Raw genomic sequence first — 23,556 nt, forward strand, 5'->3', positions numbered from 1 at the left:
AATAATATCAAAATAAATCACGACAGGGCAATCAAAAATTAAAAAAGAGGTTATTATTCAAGACCTAACGTCAATTTTACCCGGGTATAGGCACAATGAAACCCCGTTTTCTGGCAATTTAATTCAGACACCGATCCAGGCGCGGTCGTCACGGCTGCAAGCTTGGCGCCCTGCTCTTTTGCAAATTGCAGCCGGTTTAAAAGCAGGGCTTTTTGCAGGCCCTTCCCTCGGTAAAGGGGCAGGGTACTGGTAACTCCCAAATCGCCGATGCCATCATGAATAGCGATCGTTCCTCCCGCCACCAGGTTGTTGTCTACCAGGGCAGCAAATGCCGTCACATTGGCTGCACTGGCGTAATGATAGAAATGCTCCTCTGCCTCCAGGCAGTTGAAGCCATGCGCGACCACTCTTGCCCAGGCACTCAACTCACTTTTTTCCACCGGACGTATAAGGCAAGAGGTAGTGTTTGAATGCCATTGCCCTTCCTGCTGCCTTAAGTCGATAATCGAAACGGTATTCATTTCCGTTAACCGGTAACCGCGTTTGCCGAGTTGTAAAGGCAACCAATCAGGCACCAGGGGGCAAAGCTCGATATCCACCTGAGGATTACCCTGTTGACGATAAAATTGTTCTATCGCTGCAATGTCATCACCAAACTGTGCTCTTTCGGTGGCAAATCCCCAACCAATCACCTGCGTCAGAAACGAGTCTGTTCCAGAAAAACAGGCTGCCCCGCCGGATATATTCAAAACAGCCTGTGCGGGATAGGAGCATGTCACATTGATGTGAGTCTGTTTAATGCAGTTCTCAATCAGAACAGCGGTATGTTTCGATACCAGCATAGGCATTCAAGATCAAATTTCAGAGGCACTAGCATAGCACTTTCTTGGAGGGACATTAAGTGATCAAGGATTAACAGCGTGGTTTCAAATGCACTATCCAGGGCTCGTTGATGCCCATCCTGTGATTTATATATGGTCTAAAATTAAAGGAGCCCCTGATCGAGTTGTTGTAACGCATGGCAGTTAAAATTAACCCTGAACGGTTGATTCGCGCATCAGGAAATGGCTTGATCAATACCGTTCAATCCCTTTGCGAGCCCTATAGGTTGATCCACATTCCAAGGGATGTATTGGACCAGGCGGTGTTGAACGCCCTGCAGGGAGCGGTTCTTTTTAAAGATAACAATCCCCTGAAGGCGGAGCAGTGCTGGCAAATCGTTGACATATTATGCCATGCCCGATGTCACGACCACCACGTCAGTGAGAAATGCCTCGACAAGGTTCTGCTTGCAGCTGTTTCTTCCGAACGAACCGGAGTGGTCAGACGTCTTTTGCAGCTGAAACCCCCTCTTTTTCCGGGCACCGACACCATCCATGCCGCCTTTCAGACAGCAATAACCCTGAACTCCTCACACAAATGGGAATTGATGATCTGCTTATGCCGCATGGGAATCAGCGAAGATAGGCGTACTCTGGTTTTTACAGAGCTCGCCAAGGCCTTGCAATGGCGGGCCATCGACAGTCTCTATGCGGCCGGATTAAGACCACACCAACTCGGCGTCGATTTCATGCTTCATCATGCGGCGAAAAACGCACAATGGGATGTTTTTCAGAACATAATCGCCCTGCAGGAACCTGGCAAACAGGCTGCAGGTCAGTTTTTAAAAATGGCCGTCCGTGCCGGACAGAGTGCGATTGTCTTTCAACTTTGCAAACTGACTACGGATAATGCCGTTGCGAAAGACATCCTTCTGGAAGCCATGGCTATCGCGAAAGCCACAAAACAACTCGCGATAGCCTGCCACCTTAAAGCCCACTTCATCGCTTCAGACTGCCTTAAACCGTTAGCCGCTGTTTTCTCCCTGTTGAAAGATTATCTTCCGCCGGAAAATCACCTTTCCACGTTTTTTAAAGCAAATGAGGATTCGATTGGACACCTGAAGGAGGTGGCATTTTCCATAGCCAGAGGCTATCCCGAGGACGAGGAGGAAAGCCAGATTATTCGTGACATCATTTTTTCCTTGAAAAGCAACCCCCTTTACCTCAACGATTTGCCCTTCATTGCGATGGTCAATTACATTGTCGAGCACTATACCGATGATCATTACGTGGGCCATTCAGGCACACACACCTTACAATAAAGAACAGTCTAGCCCCCATCATCGATACCCATCTCACTGAAAATAAATATTTTTTTAGGCGGATTGACAACGCATTCGCCCTCCCCCATTATTAATTTTCACTTTACGGAAGCGGTATTAACAACAGAAGGACGGATAATGAAAAAGAAAGCGTTGGTGTCGTTAATTTCTGGTTTGGCGTTAACTTCCTTTGTCCATGCCAGCCCCATTGGCGTGACCGTGGATATTTTCTGCCCTATGGCGATGGGAAGCAACGCGTTAACCAATTTTGGTGATTACATTGCCGGTTACGGTTATGAAAATCTCTTGTCACAGAATAATCTGATTTATTTTAAATCCGATTCAGTGCCCACGGATTTACCGACACAGTTGACTAATTATTTCAATGAAATGGTTAATTACAACAGCACCACAGGCCGTGTCACCTGCGGTTACGTCAGCAATCTGCCGACTGAACCCCGCTTTACCGTCTCCTATTACCTGACTAATGGCAAAGGGGGTGCGGTGCAATGGCAATCGAGCAACTCCATTAATATTATCCTGCCCCTGGGCATCACGGCTTAAGTTTTTTTCAGCGTGCCTTCAGGTACGGAAAGGCACGCTGCTTAAACCAGAAACCTGTTCACAGTCGACTTTTATGAAACTTCCGGCTGTATTCATTGACTGTTTCAACCAGTGCCGTTACGTGTTCAGGCGGGATGTGAGGAAGGATGCCGTGGCCAAGATTAAAAACATGACCGGATCCCTCACCGTAATCGTCCAGTAATTGTTTGGTTCTCTCGATTATTACAGAAGGAGGCGCTAACAACGTCACCGGATCGAGATTGCCCTGCAAGGCAACCTGCTTCCCTACCCGGCGTTTCGCGTCATTAATGTCCGTGGTCCAATCCAGCCCCACACACTGGCAACCCGTTTCCGCGATAGTCTCCAACCATTGCCCCCCGCCTTTTGTAAAAAGAATGATGGGAATATCCGGGGCATGTTGTTTAAGATAATGGACAATGTTTTGCATATAAACCAAAGAAAACTGTTGGTAATCCCGCGTGGAAAGCACCCCGCCCCAGGTATCAAAAACCATGACGGCATCCACCCCGTGGCTGATTTGTGCATGCAGATAAGACTGAACAGAGGCTGTTAGTTTGGCAAGCAGCCGGTGCAGGACCTCCGGCGCGCTGTAAAGCATTTTTTTAATGGCATAAAAGGCATGGGTCGCCTGCCCTTCCACCATGTACGTCGCCAGAGTAAACGGGCTGCCGGAGAAACCAATGAGCGGCAGGCGGCCTGCCAATGAGGTTTTAATCAACTGGACTGCATCCATGACATACTTTAACTCACTGCCCGGATCGATGGACGGCAACTCCTCAACGTCAGCCAAAGATTGAATGGTTTTCGCCAAGACCGGTCCCCGCTGTTCGATAATACTCACCCCCATGCCCATGGCATCGGGAATGGTTAAAATATCAGAAAACAAAATGGCCGCATCCAACTCATACCGGGTAATGGGCTGCATGGTCACTTCGCAGGCCAATTCGGGCGTTTTGCAAAGCGTCATAAAATCACCAGCCCTGTCGCGGGTCTTTAAGTATTCCGGTAAATACCGCCCGGCCTGCCTCATAATCCAGATGGGGGTTTTATCCACCGGTTCTCGTCTTAATGCCCGAATGAATCGATAATTCGTATCCATACCGCCGCTCCTCAGTAGTGACAATGCTCAGATCGGTTTAAGCCAGGTCGCAATCTGCTTGGCTGAATAGGTAATGATTAAATCCGCACCGGCTCTTTTAACCGCCAGCGTCTGTTCGAGAACCACATCACGCTCATTAATCCACCCGGCTTTAGCTGCCGCTTTTATCATGGCATATTCCCCCCCTACACAATAAGCAGCCAGGGGGACGTGGGGAAACGACATTTTCATTTTGGCAATGATATCCAGGTAGAACAGCGCAGGCTTCACCATCACGATGTCCGCGCCTTCGGCAACATCCAAAGCGGTTTCGCTGAAGGCCTGAGCACTATTGGCCGGATCCATCTGATAGGATTTTCTATTGCCCTGGGAAGGCATTGAATCCACCGCCGTTCGAAAGGGACTGTAGAGCGAAGAAGCATATTTGGCTGAATAACTCATAATGGGTAAATGTGAAAAACCGGCGGCGTCCAATCCTTTGCGAATGGAATCAATCATGCCATCCATCATGCCGCTCGGCGCGACGACATCCACCCCCGCTTCAGCATGAACGACGGCTTGTTTTGCCAACAGGGGCAAAGTGGCATCATTGTTGACATCCGGATGACCCAGCAGATTGTCCACGACACCGCAATGGCCATGGGTGGTGTATTCGCAAAAACACAGATCGGTCATCACGACTAATTCAGGAAATTCCTTTTTAATGGCGGCCACCGCCTGAGGGATGACTTCCTCTTTATTCCAGGCACCGGAACCCAGGTTGTCTTTATGCTCGGGCAGACCAAATAACAGTATCGCTTTGATCCCTAACGCAATGACCTCCTTCAGTTCCAGCAGCAGCATGTCTTTCGACAATTGATAACAACCCGGCATGGCTGATATTTCCTTTTTTATTTTTTTACCATGCGTCACAAAAAGGGGGTAAATCAGATGGTCTAAATGGATGTGGTTTTCCCGTACCAGGTCTCTTATACCAGGGTTATGGCGCAGTCTTCTGAGGCGTGTACCGGGAAAAAAAGACATAAATTCTCCACGAGAAAACATGTGGAATAATTATAGACAATAACTGATCAATTTTCTTGCTATATGGCAAATAATTGGCTATACCCTGTGTATGTCCCTTAAATCTTAACCTAATTGCCGAGTACTTTTTAACTTTTAAGGTGGCGGTATGTATGAAGAGATTGCATTGTATCAGCTTATCTCATAAAAATTATGATATTCAGGTGCGTAGTCGATTTAGCATGTCCCCAGAACAGTGTTCGCTCGCTTTGAATGAGTTATGCGAGCTTGAAACAGTCAATGAGGCCTGTATTCTCAACACCTGTAACCGGTTTGAGATTGTTTGTATCGTCTCCGACCCCAGCATTGTGTTCTCATGGCTTTCGTTAAGAACGAAGACCAGCCTTGATGAGTTATTGAACTATTTCGTCGACCTGTCCGGCATGGATGCCTTAAAACACATCATGCGGGTCGTTGCTGGATTGGAAGCCAAAATCTACGGTGAAAAAAACATCAATGGCCAGGTCAAACAGGCCTTTTTAGAGGCGAAAAAAAATAATCTCATAGGCCATACGCTGGAAACCATCTACGCCTACAGCTTTCAAGTGTCAAAAGCCATTCAAAATCACATTGCATTACCCATGTCATCGATAACGCAATGCTTTTTTCATGAACTTGAAGCGCAATACAGCGACCGGTATGACAAAAATTACCTTTTTATAGGGACTGGTAAACTGGTTAAGGAAGTCCTGACGAATCTCATTCCTTATCAACCGAACCAAATCGTTGTCGCATCCCATAATCCGGAAAGAGTCTGCGCCGAGTTAAGACAGGTGGCCACGGTGATTCACATCAACGACATTGCACCGTACCTTTTCAATACCGATGTTATTTTTTCTGCAACGAATACCACTGAACCTATTTTAAAAGACAGGGACTATTGCCATTTTAATCCGAACAGGCAAATTTATATCGCGGATGCGTCTTTGCCTCGCAGTTTCGACACGTCAATCCGACGTTACGGCAATGTAAGATACTTTGATGTCGATGACTTAGCCTCTCTCTCTGAAAAAGAGAATAAAAGCAAATATGGTAATCTTGACCAATATCTCGACGGGCTTATTAATAGAGAAGTTCTTTCATTGCAACAGATACTGGACAAATCTTACATGAGCAAAATCATCGAGCCGCAACGGGAAATTCTCAAACAATACCTGGACAATGTTGTGGCTAAAACCATTAACGATGCCGACTTCAAGGCCAACCCTGAAAAACATGTCAAAAAATTAACTAAGGAATTGTCCGGTACCATGCTGCATTTGTGTACTATACTGTTACGGCGTTGTTGTAAAGACAATGACATGAAAACCATTAATGACCTACGGGCATTGATTGAAAAGCACAACAACAACTATTTGTTGACTAAAAAAGTCAATGACAGTTAAAGGCAAGTAACCAGTAAAGGGAATGACATGCATTTAAAACAGTTGATTTACACCAGCAAGGCACTACCTCAAGTCAAGACTCAGGACATTGAAGACATCTGGGAGCAGTCGACGGTGAATAATAAAAAACACGGCGTCACTGGTGTATTACTGTTTAATAAGTTTAAATTTGTGCAGATACTGGAGGGGGATTGCGCCGCCATATCGAGCCTGTATCATCTCATTACCCAGGATAAAAGGCATCACGATGTCTTACTGATTGGCTGTCAAGACATCGTCGAAAGGGATTTTCCCTTCTGGTCTATGGGATACATTGCTGAAATCATGGTCAATAAATCCATTATCTTAAGGTATTCTTCCGACGAGGAATTCCAACCTGAACAGATGAAATACGAATCGTTGAGGCGCATGCTGATTCAACTGTCAGCCAGCAAGCTGAACATGACTTAATTTGAATTCATCCTGTGAAGATGTTATATCATGGATAAGAGAATGCATTGGCTTAAATGTCAATCGATAATAAAAAAACCATTGGTATAACAACAAGGAACTGGTATGTGGTTTTTATGGGTTAAATCGTTTCACATCGTTGCCATTGTCGCCTGGTTTGGCGGCTTGCTCTATTTACCACGGTTATTCGTTTACCATACACAAAGCAGCGATCAAATCAGCATTGAGCGATTTAAAATCATGGAACGGCGTTTATATTTCGGCATTATTTATCCTGCCGGCATTATTGCCACCGTGTTGGGTTTAATCCTGTTGTACGCCAATTGGTCTTACTACCTTTCTCAGACCTGGATGCATGTCAAGCTCACGGCCGTGGTGGTCTTGTGGGCTTACCATCTGCTTTCCGGGCATTATAGGCGTTTGTTTGCTGAAGATAAAAATACCCGATCCACCCTTTTTTTTCGGGCGTTCAATGAATTTCCAACGCTCCTGTTGATTTTAATCGTCATTATGGTGGAGGTCAGGCCGTTTTAAGGCAACCCAGCCATTACAAGAGAAAACGACATGAAAAAAATAGTCTTCATGGCTTTATTTCTGCTGGTTGGTTTCTCCCTTTATTTTTTTCTACGTACTAAAGAAGTAGAAACCATTCATCCCCGGGTAGAAAAAGCCGAAAAAATCGTTTATGCCACGGGCGAAGTCGAACCGGTCAAGTGGGCCAAGATTGCCGCCAGTAAAACCGCGACTGTCGAACAAATCAATGTGGTCGAGGGACAGGAAATTAAAGCAGGCCAGGTGCTGGCCTACCAGAATAATCGGGTTGAAAAAGCCGCTCTCACGAGTTTTCTTTCACGACTGGATTATTTAAAAAAAGAAAATGAACGGTATCAGACCCTGCTCAAAAAAAACTTAGTCAGCGTCACTGCCGCAGAAGAAGCGCTCAGTAATTATGAACAGGCCCTGGCCAATTACGAGGGCCAGAAGAAATTGCTTGACCGGATAACGCTGGTGTCACCCATTGACGGCATCCTGTTACGAAAAGACATTGAGCTTGGCGAGTTGGCCAAAAGCGGCACCACCATTTTTTGGGTTGGTAAGCCCAAACCTCTGCAAATTACCGCACTCGTGGATGAAGAAGACATTCCCCTGGTGAAGATTGGCCAGTTGGTCCTCATTAAATCGGATGCCTACCCCAATCAGGTCATGACTGGAAAAATAAAGAAAATGACACCCAAGGGGGATCCTGAAACCCGTCAATTCCGGGTGCGGATCAGTCTGCCCAACAATACCCCGTTAATGATAGGCATGACGGTGGAGATCAACATCGTGACCGAGGTGGTGGATGACGCACTGATGGTTCCCTTAAGTGCCGTCTATGAAGGAAAAGTCTACCGCAAAACCGCACAGGGCTATGAACCGATTGCCGTCAAGACCGGCATTACCACCCTGCAAAAAGTCCAAATCATCACCGACAATGTCAAAGCAACAGACCGCCTGCTATTAAACCCTGCCCAATCGTTGAGGCACTGATTATGTTCTTCCTGTTGTCGATTGCAAACAAGTATTTAAATTATCACCGCCGCGCAACCACCGTGGCAGTGCTTGGGGTAGCGATTGGCGTAGGATTTTACATCGCGCTCGCGGCCCTGCTGCAGGGACTGCAACAGTATTTTACCGAGCAGGTGATTAATAACTCGCCGCATATCGTCCTGAAAGACGAGTTCCGTACAGTATCCAAACAACCTTCCGAACTCTACTTTGCCAATCCGGATAACGTCGAGATGATGGGTTTAAAACCCAAAAACGATAACCGCGGCATACGCGGCTCTCAAAAGATCATCAGCGGCTTGACGCAGCGTTCAGACATAGAAATATCTCCGGTATTGAGTGAGGAAATCTTTTTACAGGTGGGCAGCCGGACGGTGACTGCGTTGTTGTATGGCATCATTCCTAAAAAAGAAGAAAAGATCACCCACCTGAACGAACAACTGCTCAACGGCGCCAAATTATCGGACTTCTACACCACGCCCAATGGCATTATTCTTGGCGAGGGACTGGCCAAAAAGCTTGGCGTCAAAGAAGGGGACAGCCTGTTTGCGACGTCCAATCAAGGGAATAAACTGAACACCAAAGTCATCGGCTTATTCCGCAGCGGCATTGCTTCTCAGGACGACCAGCAGTGTTACATGCTGCTGAATAAAGTTCAGGTTTTGGTTAAGAAAAAAAACACGTTGAACCAGATTAAAATGCGGGTGACTGGCGATGTCCAAAAAGCCAACAACATTGCCGAAGAGATTGAAAACACGTATTTATACAAAACCCAAAGCTGGCAAGAGCTCAATCAAAACATTTTCAGAGTCTTCACCATTCAGAATGGCGTGTTGTACACCTGTACCGCAGCCTTGTTGGCCATCGCCCTGTTCAGTATGTACAACATTATTTCCACCATCGTCAATGAAAAAAAGAAAGACATCGCCATATTAAAATCCATGGGTTTTCAGGTCACCGACATTCGAACCATTTTTTTACTTCAGGGCATCACCATCGGCGTGACAGGTTGCCTGCTCGGCTGGTTAATCGGTTTTACCCTGGTGGAAGGCTTATCCGCCATTCGCTTTGAGAATTCAGGATTTACCCGAACACAAGGGTTTGTTCTGAACAAAAGCTATTCCAATTACCTCATTTCCGCCTTGTTTGCCTTCAGCATCTCCATCTTAGCCGCCATCCTGCCCGCTCGAAAGGCTTCCGCGTTATTGCCAGTTGATATTATTCGGGGGGACACTTGATGAGCCAGCAACAACCCGTACTGCAAGCGGTCGCGTTAAATAAAGTCCTGCACTTAAAACCGCAACCCGTTCAATTGGTAAGGGGAGTGGATCTGGCCATCTACCCCGGGGAATTTGCCACCATCACCGGACCATCCGGCTCCGGTAAATCCTCCCTGCTTTTTCTATTGGGGCTGCTGGACAAACCCACCTCCGGCACGTTGATGATTGACAACCAGATCACCAATCAAATGAATTCGGAACAATTGGCGCAGTTGCGGCTTGAAAAAATAGGCTTTGTGTTTCAATTTCATTTCCTAATCCAGGAATTTACGGCCATCGAAAATGTTTTGCTGCCGATGCGCAGGCTCAATCGCTACGGGGATAGCGCGGCTTATGATCGGGCCAAAAGCCTGTTGGCACATTTTGGGCTTGAGAAAAAAATTAACCGAAGACCCAATGAACTTTCAGGGGGGGAACGGCAACGCGTGGCCATAGCCAGAGCGTTGGCGAATAATCCTGCCATTATCATCGCGGATGAACCGACTGGAAACCTGGACTCCACCAATGCCGAAATTGTCATTAATCTGTTGATGACGCTCGCGCATGAAGAACAAAAAGCCGTGCTGGTGGTCACTCACAACCTGGATTACGCAAGGACCGCCGACAAAGACATTAAGCTGATGGATGGGGCCATCCGCGATGCCAGCGGCGTTTAACTCCCAGGCTTTATTTTTTCAGGGTTTCTTTTAACGTATCTTCGGCCGCCGACAGGGTTTTTTCTATCTCCTGACGACCATGGCAGATGGAAACAAATCCTGCCTCAAACATGGACGGAGCAAGATAGACTCCTTTGTTAAGCATGCCATGGAAAAAACGGTTAAATAACGTTTCATCGCCCTTGGCCACGTCATCAAAATTGGCAATCGATTTATCAGGGTTAAAAAAGTAACCAAACATCCCCCCTCTCGATGCGGCATGCAGAGGAACCCCTAACCGTTCGCCCAGGTCATTAAAACCCTGGATTAATGAATCGGTGGTTTGCGTAAGGCGTTCAAAAAAGCCAGGCTCAGTCAATTGATTGATCGTAGCTAACCCCACGGTCATAACAAAAGGATTACCCGACAGGGTTCCAGCCTGGTAAACGCCGCCTACCGGGGCCAGGCAGTCCATGATGTCCGCACGGCCGCCCAACGCCCCCACCGGCATCCCACCACCGATGACTTTACCGAGGATGGTCAGGTCGGGCCTGATGTTAAACAGGGATTGCGCCCCGCCTAAGGCCACCCGAAACCCAGTCATCACTTCATCCAATATCAATACGGCGTCATGCTGGTCGCACAAAGTCCTAAGCCCTTGCAAAAACCCGTCCTCAGGCAATACAAATCCCATGTTTCCGCAGATGGGCTCAACAATGATGGCGGCGATATCCTCACTGTAGGTGTCAAACAGCATGGCCACCTCGTCCAACTGATTGTAGTTGGCAATGAGCGTATGCTCCGTGACGCTGGCCGGAACGCCCGGGGTTGAGGGGATGCCTAAGGTCAACACACCCGATCCGGCTTTTGCCAGCAGGCAATCGCTATGACCATGGTAACAGCCTTTGAACTTAATGATTTTATTGCGCCCGGTGTAGCCACGCGCCAACCGAATGGCGGTCATTGCCGCCTCCGTGCCTGAATTCATCAGGCGGATTTTTTCCAGAGCAGGCATCAGTTCAGTGATTCGTTCGCCTAATTGGATTTCCTGTACGCTGGGTGCGCCAAAACTTAAAAAATGACCCAGCGCTTCACGGGCCGCTTCCACCACGTCCTTATTGCAATGCCCTAAAATCATGGGTCCCCAGGAACCGACATAATCAATGTATTCATTGCCATCGACATCGATCAGATAAGCCCCTCGCCCTTCTTTAAAAAAAACAGGTGTTCCACCCACCGACTTAAAGGCTCTCACCGGTGAGTTCACACCACCCGGAAAAAGGGTTTGTGCCTGATCAAAGTATTGAGTAGATAAGGTCATGGTTGATATTCCTTATGCAGTGGCTTGATAATTCAGCACGTTAATTAACTATAGAACACGGGCATCACTGCCTCCATGGCGCTTCTGGCTAATGGTTTTCAGCCGTCTGTTCACAATAAACCCGGATGGCTTCTATCGTTCCTGCCAGGGAACTTTCCCTGGCTAACAAGACTGGGCCATGATAATAGTTGCTAATGGTTTGAAGCGTTGACTGCCCCAGCGCCACTGGAATAATGTGGGGTAATTTTCCCTGGGATTCAAAAAAAAATCGGGCAATGAGACTGCTGCTGAACACAATAAAATCATGGTCATTCAGTGTCAGCGGCGAAGCATGAGAGACCGGTACACTCTGGTAAACAGGCAGGGAGGTCACCTTGGCCTTGCGTTCACGCAAGACGTCTTCCAGATGCTTTCTTGAATCGAGATTATTGGGCAGCAATATTCTCCATCCTTCCAGATCAGTCGGTAAAGCCGCCAGAATGCCCTCCTGGCTGTACTCTTCAGGCACCAAAGACGGCTTGATGTGCAGGGAAAGCAGATGGTTGGCTGTTTCCTGGCCTACAGGAATGATGCGGTGGTTTGCCAGGAGACCCTGAGGATTGTCATTGTCCTGTTTAAGTTGGTTAAGAAAAAAATCGACGGCATTGGCGCTGGCAAAAATGATGGTGTCATGCGCGTTGATCAATTCGCGTGTAACTTTTTCAAGAAATGGCGTGGGGATTAAGTCCAGCATCGGATGAAACAGGGGCGTCCCTCCCCATTTTCTCACCATGTCAGCTATTTTCTGGCTTTTCTCCGGGCTGCGAAGCAGGATAATACGCCGGTTATTCAAAGGAAGCGGGTTAGTGTTCATGCGCTTTAAGCCACTCCAATGTGTTTCTGGCCAATTCATCGATGGCCCTTAAACGGTCTTTTTTGGGGAAATCCACTTCATTGAGATAAAAATGAGTGAGTTTTTCATTGGATAAAAACAATTTCATCCGTAATGAATCCTTCTCTTCCGTGGTGTATAAACCCAGCGGCGCTTTGCAGTCGAGGCCTACATGGCTTAAAAAATGAAGATCAGAGGTGGAAATCAGTTCCTGATGGCTGTCATTGATGGCTTGGCAACATTCAATGGCGAAATCATCCCCATGTCGGGTTTGCAAGGCAATAACCCCTTGCCCTGGTGCCGGAATAAAACGATTGGGATCCAGCGCTTCCTGAATCAGATCGGTTAATTCAAGGCGAATCAAACCCGCTTCTGACAGCAGGATTCCCTGAACAGGCATTTCTTTTATTTTATCCAGCCGAGTCAATACATTGCCGCGGATGGGAAGTGTTTGGATATCCGGGCGTAAATACTTGAGCAGGGCTTTGCGTCTTAAACTGCCGGTGGCAATGATGGCCTGTTCCGGCAAGGTATTGAATGTCACCTTTTTTTCTTTAAACACCAGAACATCGCGCTGCCCTTCCGGTTTTAAAAACCCCGACAACTGCAACCCTTTCGCGAGATTGGTGGTAATGTCTTTCAGACTATGTACCGCGATATCCGCCAGATCATCAAGCAAAGCCTGTTCTATTTCCTTAATAAAGATCCCTTTACCACCAATTTCATGCAGGGGTTTGGTTAAATCCCTGTCGCCTTGTGTGGTTAATGGCACGATCGAGACGGTTGCGCGCTTGTCGAGAAACTGCTCCAGCCTGCTTTTTACAATCTCAGCTTGAATCAGGGCCAGTTTCGATGCCCGTGTAGCCAAACGAATGTTCTTTGTCATCATAAACCCTCTGGGTTATTCAGTAGAAAATGTAAGTATAGAAGGGTTAAAGATTAATCCAATCCCTGGTTTTTAAATAATAATCCACTAATTCTGCCTCAGCACTCTGTTTCTGAACCGGGTTTTCATAAGACCAGCTCACATACGGCGGCAACGACATCAGAATCGATTCAGTCCTGCCGCCAAACTGCAATCCAAACAAGGTACCACGGTCATAGACGAGATTGAATTCCACATAACGTCCGCGGCGGTACAATTGAAAATGACGCTCCCGTTCCCCATAGTCTATGGTGTGTCTTTTTTCAACGATGGGGAGATAGGCCTCCAGGTATTTTTCTCCTACCCGTTTAACAAAATTAAACGTCGTGTCGAAATCCCAACGGTTTAAATCATCAAAAAAAAGCCCCCCAATCCCTCTCGGTTCCTTACGATGTTTAATGTAAAAATAGTGATCGGCCCTCTCTTTAAATTCCAAATAACAGTCCTTGCCAAAGGGTTCGCATGCTTCAAACGCTTTTTGATGCCATAACTGGCAATCCTCGACGAAACCATAGTAAGGTGTTAAATCAAAGCCGCCGCCAAACCACCAAAGCGGCCCCTTGTTTTCCCTTTCCATGTAAAATAGACGCAAATTGGCATGGGATGTGGGTACGTAAGGATTTTGCGGGTGGATGACAATGGAAATGCCCGTGCTGGAAAATGGTAAACCGGCCAGTTCTTTTCTATGCACCAGGGATGCAGGCGGTAGGGTGGCCGAATGGACATAGGAAACGTCCACGCCCCCCTTCTCAATAACCGAGCCGCGCTCCAGCACACATGTCAATCCCTCGCCTACCGCACTGGACCAGGGGTCTTTCTTAAATTCCTGCACTGCCTCAAACCGGCCAAGCTGTGCGCAGATCCTGCTTTGTAAATCCAGAAAATAGTTTTTTGCATTGGTTATTCGATCATTTCCCATACTCATTTCCTTTTCAACGCAAGGCTTGACAGATTACTGAAACCAATACGATTCCAGGGCTGTACCTCGATAATGAGGCAGGTATTGCAGGAAGAATTTCCGGGCCTCGTCTTTTTTATGCAACTTTAACAAACAGGTCAAATAAGTCTGGGTAAATAACTCACCCTGGGCATCGCTTCCCCCCAATTGATTAAATTTCATAATGATTGGCGCTAATATCTGGTGAGCGCGGTCATAATTATCCTGTGTGTAGGCATAAGTCGCCTGGCAAAAAGGCAGGATGATGTGTTGCCATAGAGAATGACTTTTCCCTTGCGGTAAATTCCTGGCGTAGTCCATGACGGACTGGATGGCACGCTGTACCTGCGCTTCCTGTTCTGCGCGGGCCAGGCAATAGATGTAATGAATATTATTAAATCCGGTGTACTGTTCGTAAGGATAATTATCAAGGTATTCTGCAATGTAGGTCGTACCATAGGCCTGCGGCAAGCCGGCCAGTTCGAGCCGCCACAACAGGGAAATGCCGTCTAACTGCTCGGTACACAGATCAGGCAGCGGGCCAAAAATCTGCGGAAACAGCAGCATCACCTGCTCTTCATCCCGCATGGCTAGATAAAACAAGGCAATATGCCAGGTATTGTGGCCTTTAAGCAGGGGCAGAATGCTGTCCCAGGTAGGTTTAAAGTCTTCCAGGTGTTTACGGCCTGATTCAATCTGATTGGTATTTAAATAGTAGTGGGCCAGAGTATGATGAGCCCAGGGGGACACACGCTCTATCGCTACGGCTTCCTGAGCCACCGCACAGGCCCGCGTCAGGTGACCGCTTAACTCCAAAGCAAAGGAGTACATGGCCAGAAAATGCGGGTCTGCCTTGTTTTCATTGACCATGCTTTCACAGAGCGCCAAATAGCGCTTAGCCTGATAAGCCTGACCAGTACAGTAAAACAGCCATTCCGAAAATTTTAAGGCCAGCGTGTCGCGGGGATAAAGACGAATTAAAGCGGTCAAGACGATGATCGCCGCGTCATAATCCAGATTCATCCAGTTTTTAACCGCTTCAAAAAGCAATTGCTCCCTTAAATTAGCGCCGCTTAAATACTTTTCAGCCTGAAGCAGATGCGTGCGGGCAAGCGCCGTCGATTCGCTGTTCTGACCATAAAGATAAAAAGCAGCACAGTAGACCTGCACCAGCACCTCCTGGGGGTTATTTTCTACCGTAGACAGGATGTCATTCGCTGCGGGGCCAGAAGCAATAATTTGGTGGTGAAAGTGATCAAGCGCGGCAACAATTTCCATTGAACTGGTAGAAACAGGTAATCCAAAACGTGTATCCATATTCACTTCCGACTTACAACACTCTTTAAGAATAGTCGAGGAATTGGCATTTTGCGAACAGAGGGATTACGCATTACATTCTGTAAAAATACCCTGAGTAATCGCTACTCTTTGAGGTTGATAAGCTCATCCCTTGTTAAATACTCCCCCTGAAACCGGTTGTTGGCTGCGGATAAGCAGGCGTCCAGGAAGTGAGACCTTCCTTGATTTTGCTGCTGGTTAATTTTTCATTCACATCGTCAATTTCTTTAATGAGTTTATCCATAGCCATTTTTAATTCCTGACGGCTGTCATCGGTTAAATCCACACTGTGTTGCAGGAAGAAGGAGGATTTTTTAATTTCTGTTAACGTATCATCCATAAACGTACGCGAATTGGTTTTGCGGATTTCCTTCAATACGGTAGAAAAATAGTACAGCAAGGCGGGCATACCCGTCGTCTCATGAATGATCCTGGGACTTAAACTGAATGCTTCTTTGGTTTTATTCCAGAAATGCGGTTTATAGTGTTTTTTGACGATATCCATAACCGCCAGCAGGGTCTGCTTTAAATCATCGCAGACCCCTTTTTCAAACTCGCTTTCATCAAACAAACTGGCTTGATAGGCCATAACAAAACGGTTATCGGTCAGGTAACTCCTGATTAAATCCTGCTTGGTCGGCCGCGTAAGGGACATGGAGATGACCATGGAGCCGAATTGGCTTTGCACATGGGGTTTACCAGCAAAGGTAGAGATGGCTTTTTCTGCGCTGATGCCGTCAACATAGGCATCGCTGACGTGACGCAGAAAAATCTGTAAACCCAATTCCTGAGGAGTGAAGGGTCTGTCTCTGAGCATGGAACTGGTGATCGCGTTGAAGAGGTACCCTTTAGCGACATCCTTTGCTGATAACGAGCCATATGATAATTGCCAATCAAAGGCACTGTTTTTTACCAGTTCATTCAATACTGGTTCAAGCAAAAGATAGATACCTTTTACGATCATCTCTCGAGGTGGGATTATCTGTTCCATGGGAATGTCAGGAATTTTCAGTGCTTTCGCTTCCGGTCCCATTACTGCAGTAATATCGGATTTTTTATCGAAGGGTCTAGATGTGCGATATTCACCAGACAGTAAGGTCGTTAAGTACTCTTCCAATTCCAGTTTCTCAGTCATGGCCAACTCCGTTTGTCCACTATGATTAATTATAGATCATAATGACCGCTTTTTGACTTAAACTAGCCAAATTGTTTTTTTAATGAGCAAATTATTGATTTTATCAAGCCCTTGCAGATTAAAAATGACACATAAAAAGTAAAAATAAACCAAGGCTAACTGGCAACTCGTGATCAAATATTATACACTTATGCTTAGTGAATAAGGCTGGGAGAATTCATCATGAAAGGGATCATTTTAGCGCCAATTATCATGGGCTTAACGGCCTGTGGTTATGTCAATACCTCTGTTAATGATTATGTCGTCACCAGGCCCTGTTGCGGAACAAACTACGTGTCCAGTGCCTGTTGCCCCACCACAGTCGTCAGACCCGTTGTCAAGCGATGCTGTACGTCAGTAGTCACTACACCGGTCGTGACTAACAGCTGCTGCGGCTCCACCGTTGTACGCAGTACGCCTGTTTACAATTCAGTCACCTACATCGAACAGGAACCAATGGATACTTACACGGACATCTCCGCGACCTCCATTGACTATGACTATTACTAGCAGCGAAGCCGGGTTTGCGCAGGACTTTAGCGCGCAAACCCGTTGATTTTGCCAAACTCAAGGCAAACACCCGCTATCAATCAAGACTCGACTGGATGGCATGCAAGAGGTTGTTCAAAAATAAACCAGCTTCTTCCTCACTGAAAAAACGTGGGTTGAAGGCCAGTCCCATCCTGTCTCCCAAGGAACTGCTTCGCACCAGCAGATTCAATTTTTCAGGGTTAGGATAATTCCAAATGGTGACTTTCCTTTCACCTTTTTCAAGGAGCGAAGGAATAAGATAATCGGCTGAATGAAACAGCCGACTATCCTCACCCACTTTGTATTGATTGAAAACAAATCCCAAATCGCCCGTTCTTAAGTACGGGCCTTCGCGGGTGTCGCTGGTCATCGCCTGATGGGGGGGTAGACCTTGATGGCAATATTTCCAGAGTGTATAACGGCTAAAAAGGAGATGATGTATTCAATGCTTGAATCAAAAATTAATAATATCGATTGCTGGGTTAAGGGCAGGTTTCTTTGCTGCTGGGCTTGAAGTATGGCGTCGGTTAAAGACACCACCTGGTCAACAAGTTGGGCGTAAGTCAGTGTCTGGCTGGTTTTATAATCCTCTTTCAGAAATTTTAAGGCTATCTTTTCGGGTTGGGTTTGAGCATGACGAAGGATTCGATCAAGTAACAACGTTGCTAACTGATTGACCATCATTAAAACCAAAAAAAGACATAATGTTTAACTATGGAGCATTTTCACCGCAGAGCGGGTATCTCGTGGTTCGTCTGGATAAAGGCTCAATCACAGGATACGCTATAATCAATGCAGGTATCGGCAAAACCAATGGCTTTACAGGCAAGAGGGTAGACATGATTGAGCAGCCAGGTGACAGGCAACCGGTCGCTATTTTTGATTTTGACGGCACCATCACTCGCAAAAGCACGACGGTGCCGTTTCTGCGCTTTGTCTTTGGTACCTCCGTCTTTATCAAAGCCGCGCGCCAATTGCACGCCTTGCTTTTATATCACTTCAATCGCATGGAACTCGATGAGTTAAATCACATCATTGCCCGCTCTTTTTTTACCAACCTCTCCCGTGATTATCTTTTTCAGCAGGGTAAACTGTTCTCTGACACCGTACTGCCTTCCTTGATAAGGGACAGCGCCTATCAACGGTTACGCTGGCATAAAAGCCAGGGCCATTATTGCATCCTGGCTACGGCGGCCTACGATTTGTACATGACGCATTGGTCCCTGTGTCATGCTTTCAATGGTCTGGCTTCCACAAAAATTGCCTTTGATGAACACAACCAGGCCACAGGTACCCTGGAAGGAAAAAGCTGTTATGGTGAAGAAAAACTGCAACGGGTTCTTCAATTAATCGGTCATACACCCCGAACGGTTTACGCGTATGGCGACAGCAGCGGGGACAAGGCCATTCTTGATTATGCGACCCATCCTTACTATAAGTACTTTAAATAAACAACAAGGACCACCTGTTGTATGCTTAAACCAGAGGAACTGACCTTTATAACCCAAACATTGGGGTTGCCGAATCCACTCAAAATCATCAAACCGCTCGGTGGCGGCGATGTCAATTCGGCTTATCAGGCAGCCTGCGGTTCAACACGTTACGTGGTCAAGACAATTAATAAAGCGAAGTACGTTCAGGACTACGCGGTTGAACTTGAAAAACTGACGGAATCACTCCGGTTTAGCGAACAGATTGCCTCGCAGTTATCAGGAACAGGGCATGTGATGTCGGCTTATTTCGCTGGCGACAATTGCCTTGTTCAGACAGCCAATGATTTAATTTTACTCTATCCAGAGCTTGATGCCGTGGTACGCGAAAATCATGACCTGTCGAGCAGCCATGTGCGGCAGATTGCCGGGTTTCTCGCTCAACTGCACCGGACGCCATTGCAGTTTAATGAGGCCTTGGCGCAGGAAAAATTTACCATTTACAAGGCGATTGGCGAAAAAATCATAACCCTTTCGGTGTGGGATAAACTGTCGTCCTGTACTCATCCCGCTTATTTTTTCCCCAAAATCAATGCCCTCTCGACTTACCTTGTAACCCACAGGGATACTTTATTGGATGCCCTGAGCGCGCTCAAAGGCACCGTCCTTTGTCATAATGATTTAAAGCCTAAGAATGTGCTTTGGGAAAACGACCATTTTTGGGTGGTCGACTGGGAAACGGTGGGCCTGTTTGACCAGACGGCCGATTACCTCGATACGCTGCTCGCCTGGTGCACGGTTTATGATCATCGCAGCGTCTCACTGGATGAGACGAAACGGCAGGCCTTCATGGACACCTACCCTCTCCCCACAGAAAACCCCTTGTCTGAAAGCCTCCCCATCGTGTTAATCAAATGGTATTTCTGGCTTGCCTTTTGTCTGAAGAAGTTGATGACCAATCCCAGAAAATTCAAAAGCAACCTGTGGCATATTCGCTACTCCATTCAGTTTATTTGTTTTTTGATGGATGGGACGTTGGTTTCGAGGATTGAAAAAGGGGTTTCCGGGAACTTGTAACCCGGGGGTCTACTAACAGTCTTTCTTAACGAGCGCCACCACCTTCACAGGATGCTTAAGACGATAATCATTCGGGTGTAATAAATAAGTGTCTTTACCCCAGACAGCCTCAAGAAGATAGATATGCCAATTTTCCTTACTGTCCAATAAACCTGATGCCAGTTGCGTTTTGAGTAATTGGCAGGCTTCTGCAATAGAACAAGTTGCTTCCCCACCCCCATAGGAACCATCATTTTCTAAAAACGAGGGTGGTATTGCAGGCGGTACTTCCGAAGCGGGGATTGCTCCCAGTTTTGAAACCACAGCATGGTTCTCAAACGCTTCGTCGTAAGCGCCAATGGTATAAACCTGACTGCAATCACCCGCCCAGGCATTGAAAGACATTAAACCCATCGTTACTATTTGAAATAAAAAAAATTTCATTGTTATACCCAATAAAATGCAGCCCTCAATGGGCTCTGTTGAGCGATAGTATGGAAAAATTTACCTAATTGCCAATTTAACGGAGTACTGCAATCGCCTCTTCACCTGAATGCTCATTCTCAGGATTAGCCGTGATTCGTTGCTCATCAAAGCCAAAATCCTTACAGATGTTTCTCACCAATGCGCGGGAGGCCGTTTCACGTGTTTTGAAAAAAAACCCAGTCAAGGTATTGGTTTGTCGGTTAACTGACTCTTGGTGCTCCAGATACCACTGCCGTAAGTCGTTTTCAGTAAACGTATCGGCCTTAAGGATTAATGCCTTAAGATCAGACATGGCGTGCCGTTTAAGCTGAGCCACTTTCTTGTTGATAAAACAGGCGCGAAATCCAGTTAATGTCTCCGATTTAATTTTAAAGTCCAGGATTTTTCCTTTCGCGGCCAAAGCAGCATCATGTTTTAAAGGAATGCTGTTGTTATAGATTTTATAAAACTGCGCTTTGATGTCTTTCTCTGGAATACGGGGCGAGATGGCCTGGGCAGCCGTTGTGAACAGGGCTAATAACGCGTCTTTTGATAAAGGGCAGGTTCGCGCACCTGTTTTATCCTGTTGACATAAAACAGTAAAATCGTCACTCAGCTTGTTCAGTCGAAGAATGATCACTTCATTCTTTTCAAGTAACGTCTCTACTTCATCCCATAGCTCACTGAAATAGGGGTATACCACACTCGTTAATGTGTAATTGCTTTGAAGCGCCTCGCGCAGAGTAGAAAGAGCAGTGGAATTTTCAGCGGTTAAACGGCTGAAATTGATTTCGCTGGGGTTACCGCAAAGGGCCAAGGCCAGATTGAGTTGCTCTCCATTACCGGAATGCGCGGCAGCGATTAAGAAAGTATCCCGAGCATTCTTATCCATCAATAATGCCTCAAGGTGATTTTTTTTAATCCATCGCAATACCTTAGGGTTGCCCGAATGTGCGGCATAATGCGCGATAGTCCAGCCCGCCTTGTCAATTGTGTTCAATAAGGCAGGCTTATTGTCTTTAATCCATTGCAACACCACAAGGTTGCCTGACAGGGCGGCATAATGCGCGGCGCCTCTTCTCTCTGCATCAAATTGATAAAAAAGAGTGGGCCTTTGCGCCAGAACCTGATTCAATCGCTGGAGATCGCCAGACAAAACAGCGTAATGCGCCATGTTCAAATCATAACTGTCTTTTCGATCGACATTTTTATACGTTGCTTCATCACCAAGAATCGCCAATAATTGCCATGTTTCCTCAATCCAGGAGATGCGGAAAAATTTTAATTTGTTAAACAGCACCTGGCATTGATCATTAGTCAGCGCGGGAGGGATTAAATTCCGTTTAATGCCGTTTTGGATGAGCTTTTCTCTGTAATCAATAGTGTCTGAGGGCATGGCTGTCTCAATTGGTTTTGCGCAGGATTATAACAGAAAGAAATCCATATATACACTTTGGATAGCATGGCATCATTTATGCAAAAGAACGACCAAGGGTTAAAAATGTAGGAGTACCTCATGAACTTGATTGTACTCTCAGCAACATCCCAGCCTACTGTTTGCAAATTGGAAAGAAGCAGCGCTTTTGTAAATGTCAAAGGTAAAAAACCCAAACCACTTCAATTAAATCTCTGCGCATAAATTGTTTGTCCTGAATACCGGCCAGTGACATGCGGCGGGGCATCGTCGCAACTTCCGTTTCAAGCGTATAAGCTCTACTGCGACACGTGCCGTCGCTCGGCAATCAGGGGTAGCAGGTTTTTAAGTCACGGCAGGCCATCCGGTGAAGTATAACTTCCTCAAGTTCTCTACCAGTCACTTCAACAATTGATCGTTAATTAAGCATCTTACTGGTAGTTCTAGACAATAATACTTCCTGAATTATTGAAATGAACACCCAAAAAATTCGAATATTAATTTTATTTAATAAAAATTTATTGTTTTTCGATAATTAATCGCTTATATTCTCCGCGTCATCGATGATAAATTATATTTCTATACAGTAAGAGGTCTAAATGAAATTAAGAAAATTAAGTGTTTTAGCTTGTGGTTTATTCGGAATAACCATGGGAGTTCATGCTAATGAAGTACTATTTACTGCAAATCAGTCAATGAAAATTATATTTCGCATTGCTCATCTAAATCATAACAGTCAGCCTGTTCTTGGCGAGCCTCAATCGATGGAGATCAGTAAAAACACTACTTTCCCAATTGATATGAATAATTATGATTTAGCTGGAGTAATTATTCTGTCAGTAAATGGCCATGAGTTACCCTTATCCGCTAATCAATTTAATCAACCAAAGCAATGCTCAATGACGACAGATAAAACAAAAGCTACTGGCACATTAGCGTTTTCGTTATCAGCGCATGAAATTAGTTGTCGTTCTTATGGTGGAGTGTTTGGGTAAGCAATGGGCACACAATGTGCCCTGTTTTGGTTAACTGAGGAGATCAAGATGGGAAAAATTCAACGAATAAGTTTATTTTTCAGAGTGTTATTTCAAGTGCTATTTGTTGCTTTACCTCTATTTTTAATTGTGGCATGGGTCAAATCGTCAGGAACACTTATGATCATAGGTGGGGCTATTAATCTCAATTATATTCCCGCTGCTTATGCCAATCGTATTTTACATACACTAAGTGGTTCAGAAAAATTCTTGGGTTTATGCCTCAGTAGTATTCCAATGTTTGTTCAATTATATATTTTATTTGCGTTAATCAAATTATTTAAGTTATACGAAAACGGCGAAATCTTCTCCATTAATAATGTTCGCTATATTCGGAATATCGGATATGCCTTATTAATAACACAAATCATTGATCCCATATATCAGGGGGCGATGGGTTTTGCATTAACAAGATATAACCCGCCAGGACACCGTTTTGCGGCGATAACTTTAGATCAAACAAACATTGGAGTGGTATTAATAGCACTGATTGTAATTCTAATTTCCTGGATTATGGTAGAAGGATGTAAATTACGCGAAGAACAACAGCTGACTGTATAAGGAAACACTTATGCCTATTATAGTAAATTTAGATGTCATGTTAGCTAAACGAAAAATTCGCTCAAAAGAGCTTTCAGAAGCAATTGGCATAACGGAACAAAACTTATCAATATTAAAAACCGGTAAAGCCAGGGCAATTCGTTTATCAACCCTTGATGCCATTTGTAATTATTTATCCTGCCAACCAGGAGATATTTTGGAATATACATCAGATTGTACTGAATAGAAAGGCTCTTTCTCATTTGAGGGGGCACTTTAATCTAAGTTAGAGTAATCTAACTCCTTGATTTGACGATCAAAAGGAGATTAAAG

At 45.7% G+C, this 23,556-nt stretch carries 27 protein-coding genes; 14 read left to right on the plus strand and 13 right to left on the minus strand.

Going from position 1 to position 23,556, the window contains the following annotated elements; translation table 11 throughout:
- Window positions 1–53: 53 nt before the first annotated feature.
- On the minus strand, window positions 54–842 hold the full coding sequence (locus Lrub_RS01720; RefSeq protein ID WP_058530472.1) for a GNAT family N-acetyltransferase: 789 nt from the start codon (window positions 840–842) through the stop codon (window positions 54–56).
- 176 nt (window positions 843–1,018) lie between these two features.
- Here Lrub_RS01720 and Lrub_RS01725 point away from each other — a divergent pair, with 176 nt between their 5' ends.
- Both Lrub_RS01725 and Lrub_RS01730 read left to right on the plus strand, forming a co-directional pair.
- Window positions 1,019–2,143 carry a hypothetical protein gene (locus Lrub_RS01725; RefSeq protein ID WP_058530473.1) on the plus strand — a complete coding sequence of 375 codons (1,125 nt, stop codon included), beginning with the start codon at window positions 1,019–1,021 and terminating at the stop codon, window positions 2,141–2,143.
- A gap of 138 nt (window positions 2,144–2,281) precedes the next feature.
- Window positions 2,282–2,707, plus strand: a complete 426-nt coding sequence (locus tag Lrub_RS01730; protein ID WP_058530474.1) for a hypothetical protein — start codon at window positions 2,282–2,284, stop codon at window positions 2,705–2,707.
- Between the two features lie 58 nt (window positions 2,708–2,765).
- Here the strand turns inward: Lrub_RS01730 and hemE are convergent, their stop codons facing one another.
- Both hemE and hemB read right to left on the minus strand, forming a co-directional pair.
- Entirely contained in the window at window positions 2,766–3,827 is a 1,062-nt protein-coding gene (hemE, locus tag Lrub_RS01735) for a uroporphyrinogen decarboxylase (protein WP_058530475.1), read from the minus strand.
- A 27-nt stretch (window positions 3,828–3,854) separates the two neighbouring features.
- Window positions 3,855–4,850 carry a porphobilinogen synthase gene (gene hemB / locus Lrub_RS01740; RefSeq protein WP_058530476.1) on the minus strand — a complete coding sequence of 332 codons (996 nt, stop codon included), beginning with the start codon at window positions 4,848–4,850 and terminating at the stop codon, window positions 3,855–3,857.
- A gap of 152 nt (window positions 4,851–5,002) precedes the next feature.
- Here hemB and Lrub_RS01745 point away from each other — a divergent pair, with 152 nt between their 5' ends.
- From Lrub_RS01745 to Lrub_RS01770, 6 genes are all read left to right on the plus strand, one after another.
- Entirely contained in the window at window positions 5,003–6,274 is a 1,272-nt protein-coding gene (locus tag Lrub_RS01745) for a glutamyl-tRNA reductase (RefSeq protein ID WP_082651408.1), read from the plus strand.
- Window positions 6,275–6,301: 27 nt separating this feature from the next.
- Entirely contained in the window at window positions 6,302–6,724 is a 423-nt protein-coding gene (locus Lrub_RS01750) for a BLUF domain-containing protein (protein ID WP_058530478.1), read from the plus strand.
- A gap of 105 nt (window positions 6,725–6,829) precedes the next feature.
- The gene (gene hemJ / locus Lrub_RS01755; protein WP_058530479.1) at window positions 6,830–7,258 is read left to right on the plus strand and encodes a protoporphyrinogen oxidase HemJ; all 429 of its coding nucleotides are present in this window, start codon (window positions 6,830–6,832) and stop codon (window positions 7,256–7,258) included.
- A gap of 30 nt (window positions 7,259–7,288) precedes the next feature.
- Window positions 7,289–8,254, plus strand: coding sequence for an efflux RND transporter periplasmic adaptor subunit (locus Lrub_RS01760; protein WP_058530480.1), 966 nt, complete (start codon window positions 7,289–7,291; stop codon window positions 8,252–8,254).
- Between the two features lie 2 nt (window positions 8,255–8,256).
- Window positions 8,257–9,510 (plus strand): ABC transporter permease, encoded by a 1,254-nt coding sequence (locus tag Lrub_RS01765; RefSeq protein WP_058530481.1) that lies wholly within the window; start codon window positions 8,257–8,259, stop codon window positions 9,508–9,510.
- Window positions 9,510–10,208: an ABC transporter ATP-binding protein gene (locus Lrub_RS01770; protein WP_082651409.1), complete on the plus strand. Its 699-nt coding sequence runs from the start codon at window positions 9,510–9,512 to the stop codon at window positions 10,206–10,208. Before Lrub_RS01765 ends, Lrub_RS01770 begins: the two co-directional genes overlap by 1 nt.
- A 10-nt stretch (window positions 10,209–10,218) precedes the next feature.
- Here Lrub_RS01770 and hemL read toward each other — a convergent pair whose 3' ends face one another.
- From hemL to Lrub_RS01800, 6 genes are all read right to left on the minus strand, one after another.
- On the minus strand, window positions 10,219–11,508 hold the full coding sequence (gene hemL / locus Lrub_RS01775) for a glutamate-1-semialdehyde 2,1-aminomutase (RefSeq protein WP_058530482.1): 1,290 nt from the start codon (window positions 11,506–11,508) through the stop codon (window positions 10,219–10,221).
- Window positions 11,509–11,596: 88 nt separating this feature from the next.
- Window positions 11,597–12,361, minus strand: a complete 765-nt coding sequence (locus Lrub_RS01780) for a uroporphyrinogen-III synthase (protein ID WP_058530483.1) — start codon at window positions 12,359–12,361, stop codon at window positions 11,597–11,599.
- The gene (hemC, locus tag Lrub_RS01785) at window positions 12,351–13,268 is read right to left on the minus strand and encodes a hydroxymethylbilane synthase (RefSeq protein ID WP_082651411.1); all 918 of its coding nucleotides are present in this window, start codon (window positions 13,266–13,268) and stop codon (window positions 12,351–12,353) included. Before hemC ends, Lrub_RS01780 begins: the two co-directional genes overlap by 11 nt.
- Before the next feature lie 43 nt (window positions 13,269–13,311).
- Window positions 13,312–14,223, minus strand: coding sequence for an oxygen-dependent coproporphyrinogen oxidase (gene hemF, locus Lrub_RS01790; RefSeq protein WP_058530485.1), 912 nt, complete (start codon window positions 14,221–14,223; stop codon window positions 13,312–13,314).
- Between the two features lie 33 nt (window positions 14,224–14,256).
- Complete coding sequence (locus Lrub_RS01795; protein WP_058530486.1) at window positions 14,257–15,558, minus strand: tetratricopeptide repeat protein; 1,302 nt, start codon at window positions 15,556–15,558, stop codon at window positions 14,257–14,259.
- Window positions 15,559–15,694: 136 nt separating this feature from the next.
- Window positions 15,695–16,714, minus strand: a complete 1,020-nt coding sequence (locus tag Lrub_RS01800; RefSeq protein ID WP_058530487.1) for a hypothetical protein — start codon at window positions 16,712–16,714, stop codon at window positions 15,695–15,697.
- Between the two features lie 222 nt (window positions 16,715–16,936).
- Here Lrub_RS01800 and Lrub_RS14710 point away from each other — a divergent pair, with 222 nt between their 5' ends.
- On the plus strand, window positions 16,937–17,263 hold the full coding sequence (locus Lrub_RS14710) for a hypothetical protein (protein ID WP_133134152.1): 327 nt from the start codon (window positions 16,937–16,939) through the stop codon (window positions 17,261–17,263).
- Between the two features lie 76 nt (window positions 17,264–17,339).
- Here the strand turns inward: Lrub_RS14710 and Lrub_RS01805 are convergent, their stop codons facing one another.
- Window positions 17,340–17,654 (minus strand): hypothetical protein, encoded by a 315-nt coding sequence (locus tag Lrub_RS01805; protein WP_058530488.1) that lies wholly within the window; start codon window positions 17,652–17,654, stop codon window positions 17,340–17,342.
- The gene (locus Lrub_RS01810; RefSeq protein WP_058530489.1) at window positions 17,651–17,968 is read right to left on the minus strand and encodes an AMP-binding protein; all 318 of its coding nucleotides are present in this window, start codon (window positions 17,966–17,968) and stop codon (window positions 17,651–17,653) included. The genes Lrub_RS01805 and Lrub_RS01810 overlap by 4 nt, the downstream gene beginning before the upstream one ends.
- A 20-nt stretch (window positions 17,969–17,988) precedes the next feature.
- Here Lrub_RS01810 and Lrub_RS01815 point away from each other — a divergent pair, with 20 nt between their 5' ends.
- Together Lrub_RS01815 and Lrub_RS01820 are read left to right on the plus strand one after the other, a co-directional pair.
- Window positions 17,989–18,735, plus strand: a complete 747-nt coding sequence (locus Lrub_RS01815) for an HAD-IB family hydrolase (RefSeq protein ID WP_237760727.1) — start codon at window positions 17,989–17,991, stop codon at window positions 18,733–18,735.
- A gap of 21 nt (window positions 18,736–18,756) precedes the next feature.
- Window positions 18,757–19,791, plus strand: coding sequence for an aminoglycoside phosphotransferase family protein (locus Lrub_RS01820; RefSeq protein WP_058530491.1), 1,035 nt, complete (start codon window positions 18,757–18,759; stop codon window positions 19,789–19,791).
- A gap of 12 nt (window positions 19,792–19,803) precedes the next feature.
- Here the strand turns inward: Lrub_RS01820 and Lrub_RS01825 are convergent, their stop codons facing one another.
- Together Lrub_RS01825 and Lrub_RS01830 are read right to left on the minus strand one after the other, a co-directional pair.
- Window positions 19,804–20,184 (minus strand): DVU_2496 family lipoprotein, encoded by a 381-nt coding sequence (locus Lrub_RS01825; RefSeq protein WP_133134151.1) that lies wholly within the window; start codon window positions 20,182–20,184, stop codon window positions 19,804–19,806.
- A gap of 106 nt (window positions 20,185–20,290) precedes the next feature.
- On the minus strand, window positions 20,291–21,631 hold the full coding sequence (locus Lrub_RS01830) for an ankyrin repeat domain-containing protein (RefSeq protein WP_058530493.1): 1,341 nt from the start codon (window positions 21,629–21,631) through the stop codon (window positions 20,291–20,293).
- Window positions 21,632–22,248: 617 nt separating this feature from the next.
- Between Lrub_RS01830 and Lrub_RS01835 the strand changes: the two genes are divergently transcribed.
- From Lrub_RS01835 to Lrub_RS01845, 3 genes are read left to right on the plus strand one after another with little or no spacing between them, the layout of a single operon-like run.
- Window positions 22,249–22,644 carry a hypothetical protein gene (locus tag Lrub_RS01835; protein WP_058530494.1) on the plus strand — a complete coding sequence of 132 codons (396 nt, stop codon included), beginning with the start codon at window positions 22,249–22,251 and terminating at the stop codon, window positions 22,642–22,644.
- Window positions 22,645–22,692: 48 nt separating this feature from the next.
- Window positions 22,693–23,244 (plus strand): DUF2975 domain-containing protein, encoded by a 552-nt coding sequence (locus Lrub_RS01840; protein ID WP_058530495.1) that lies wholly within the window; start codon window positions 22,693–22,695, stop codon window positions 23,242–23,244.
- A 10-nt stretch (window positions 23,245–23,254) separates the two neighbouring features.
- Window positions 23,255–23,470, plus strand: coding sequence for a helix-turn-helix domain-containing protein (locus Lrub_RS01845; RefSeq protein ID WP_058530496.1), 216 nt, complete (start codon window positions 23,255–23,257; stop codon window positions 23,468–23,470).
- Window positions 23,471–23,556 lie beyond the last annotated feature (86 nt).

The sequence above is a fragment of the Legionella rubrilucens genome (assembly GCF_001468125.1).
Lineage (GTDB): Bacteria > Pseudomonadota > Gammaproteobacteria > Legionellales > Legionellaceae > Legionella_C > Legionella_C rubrilucens.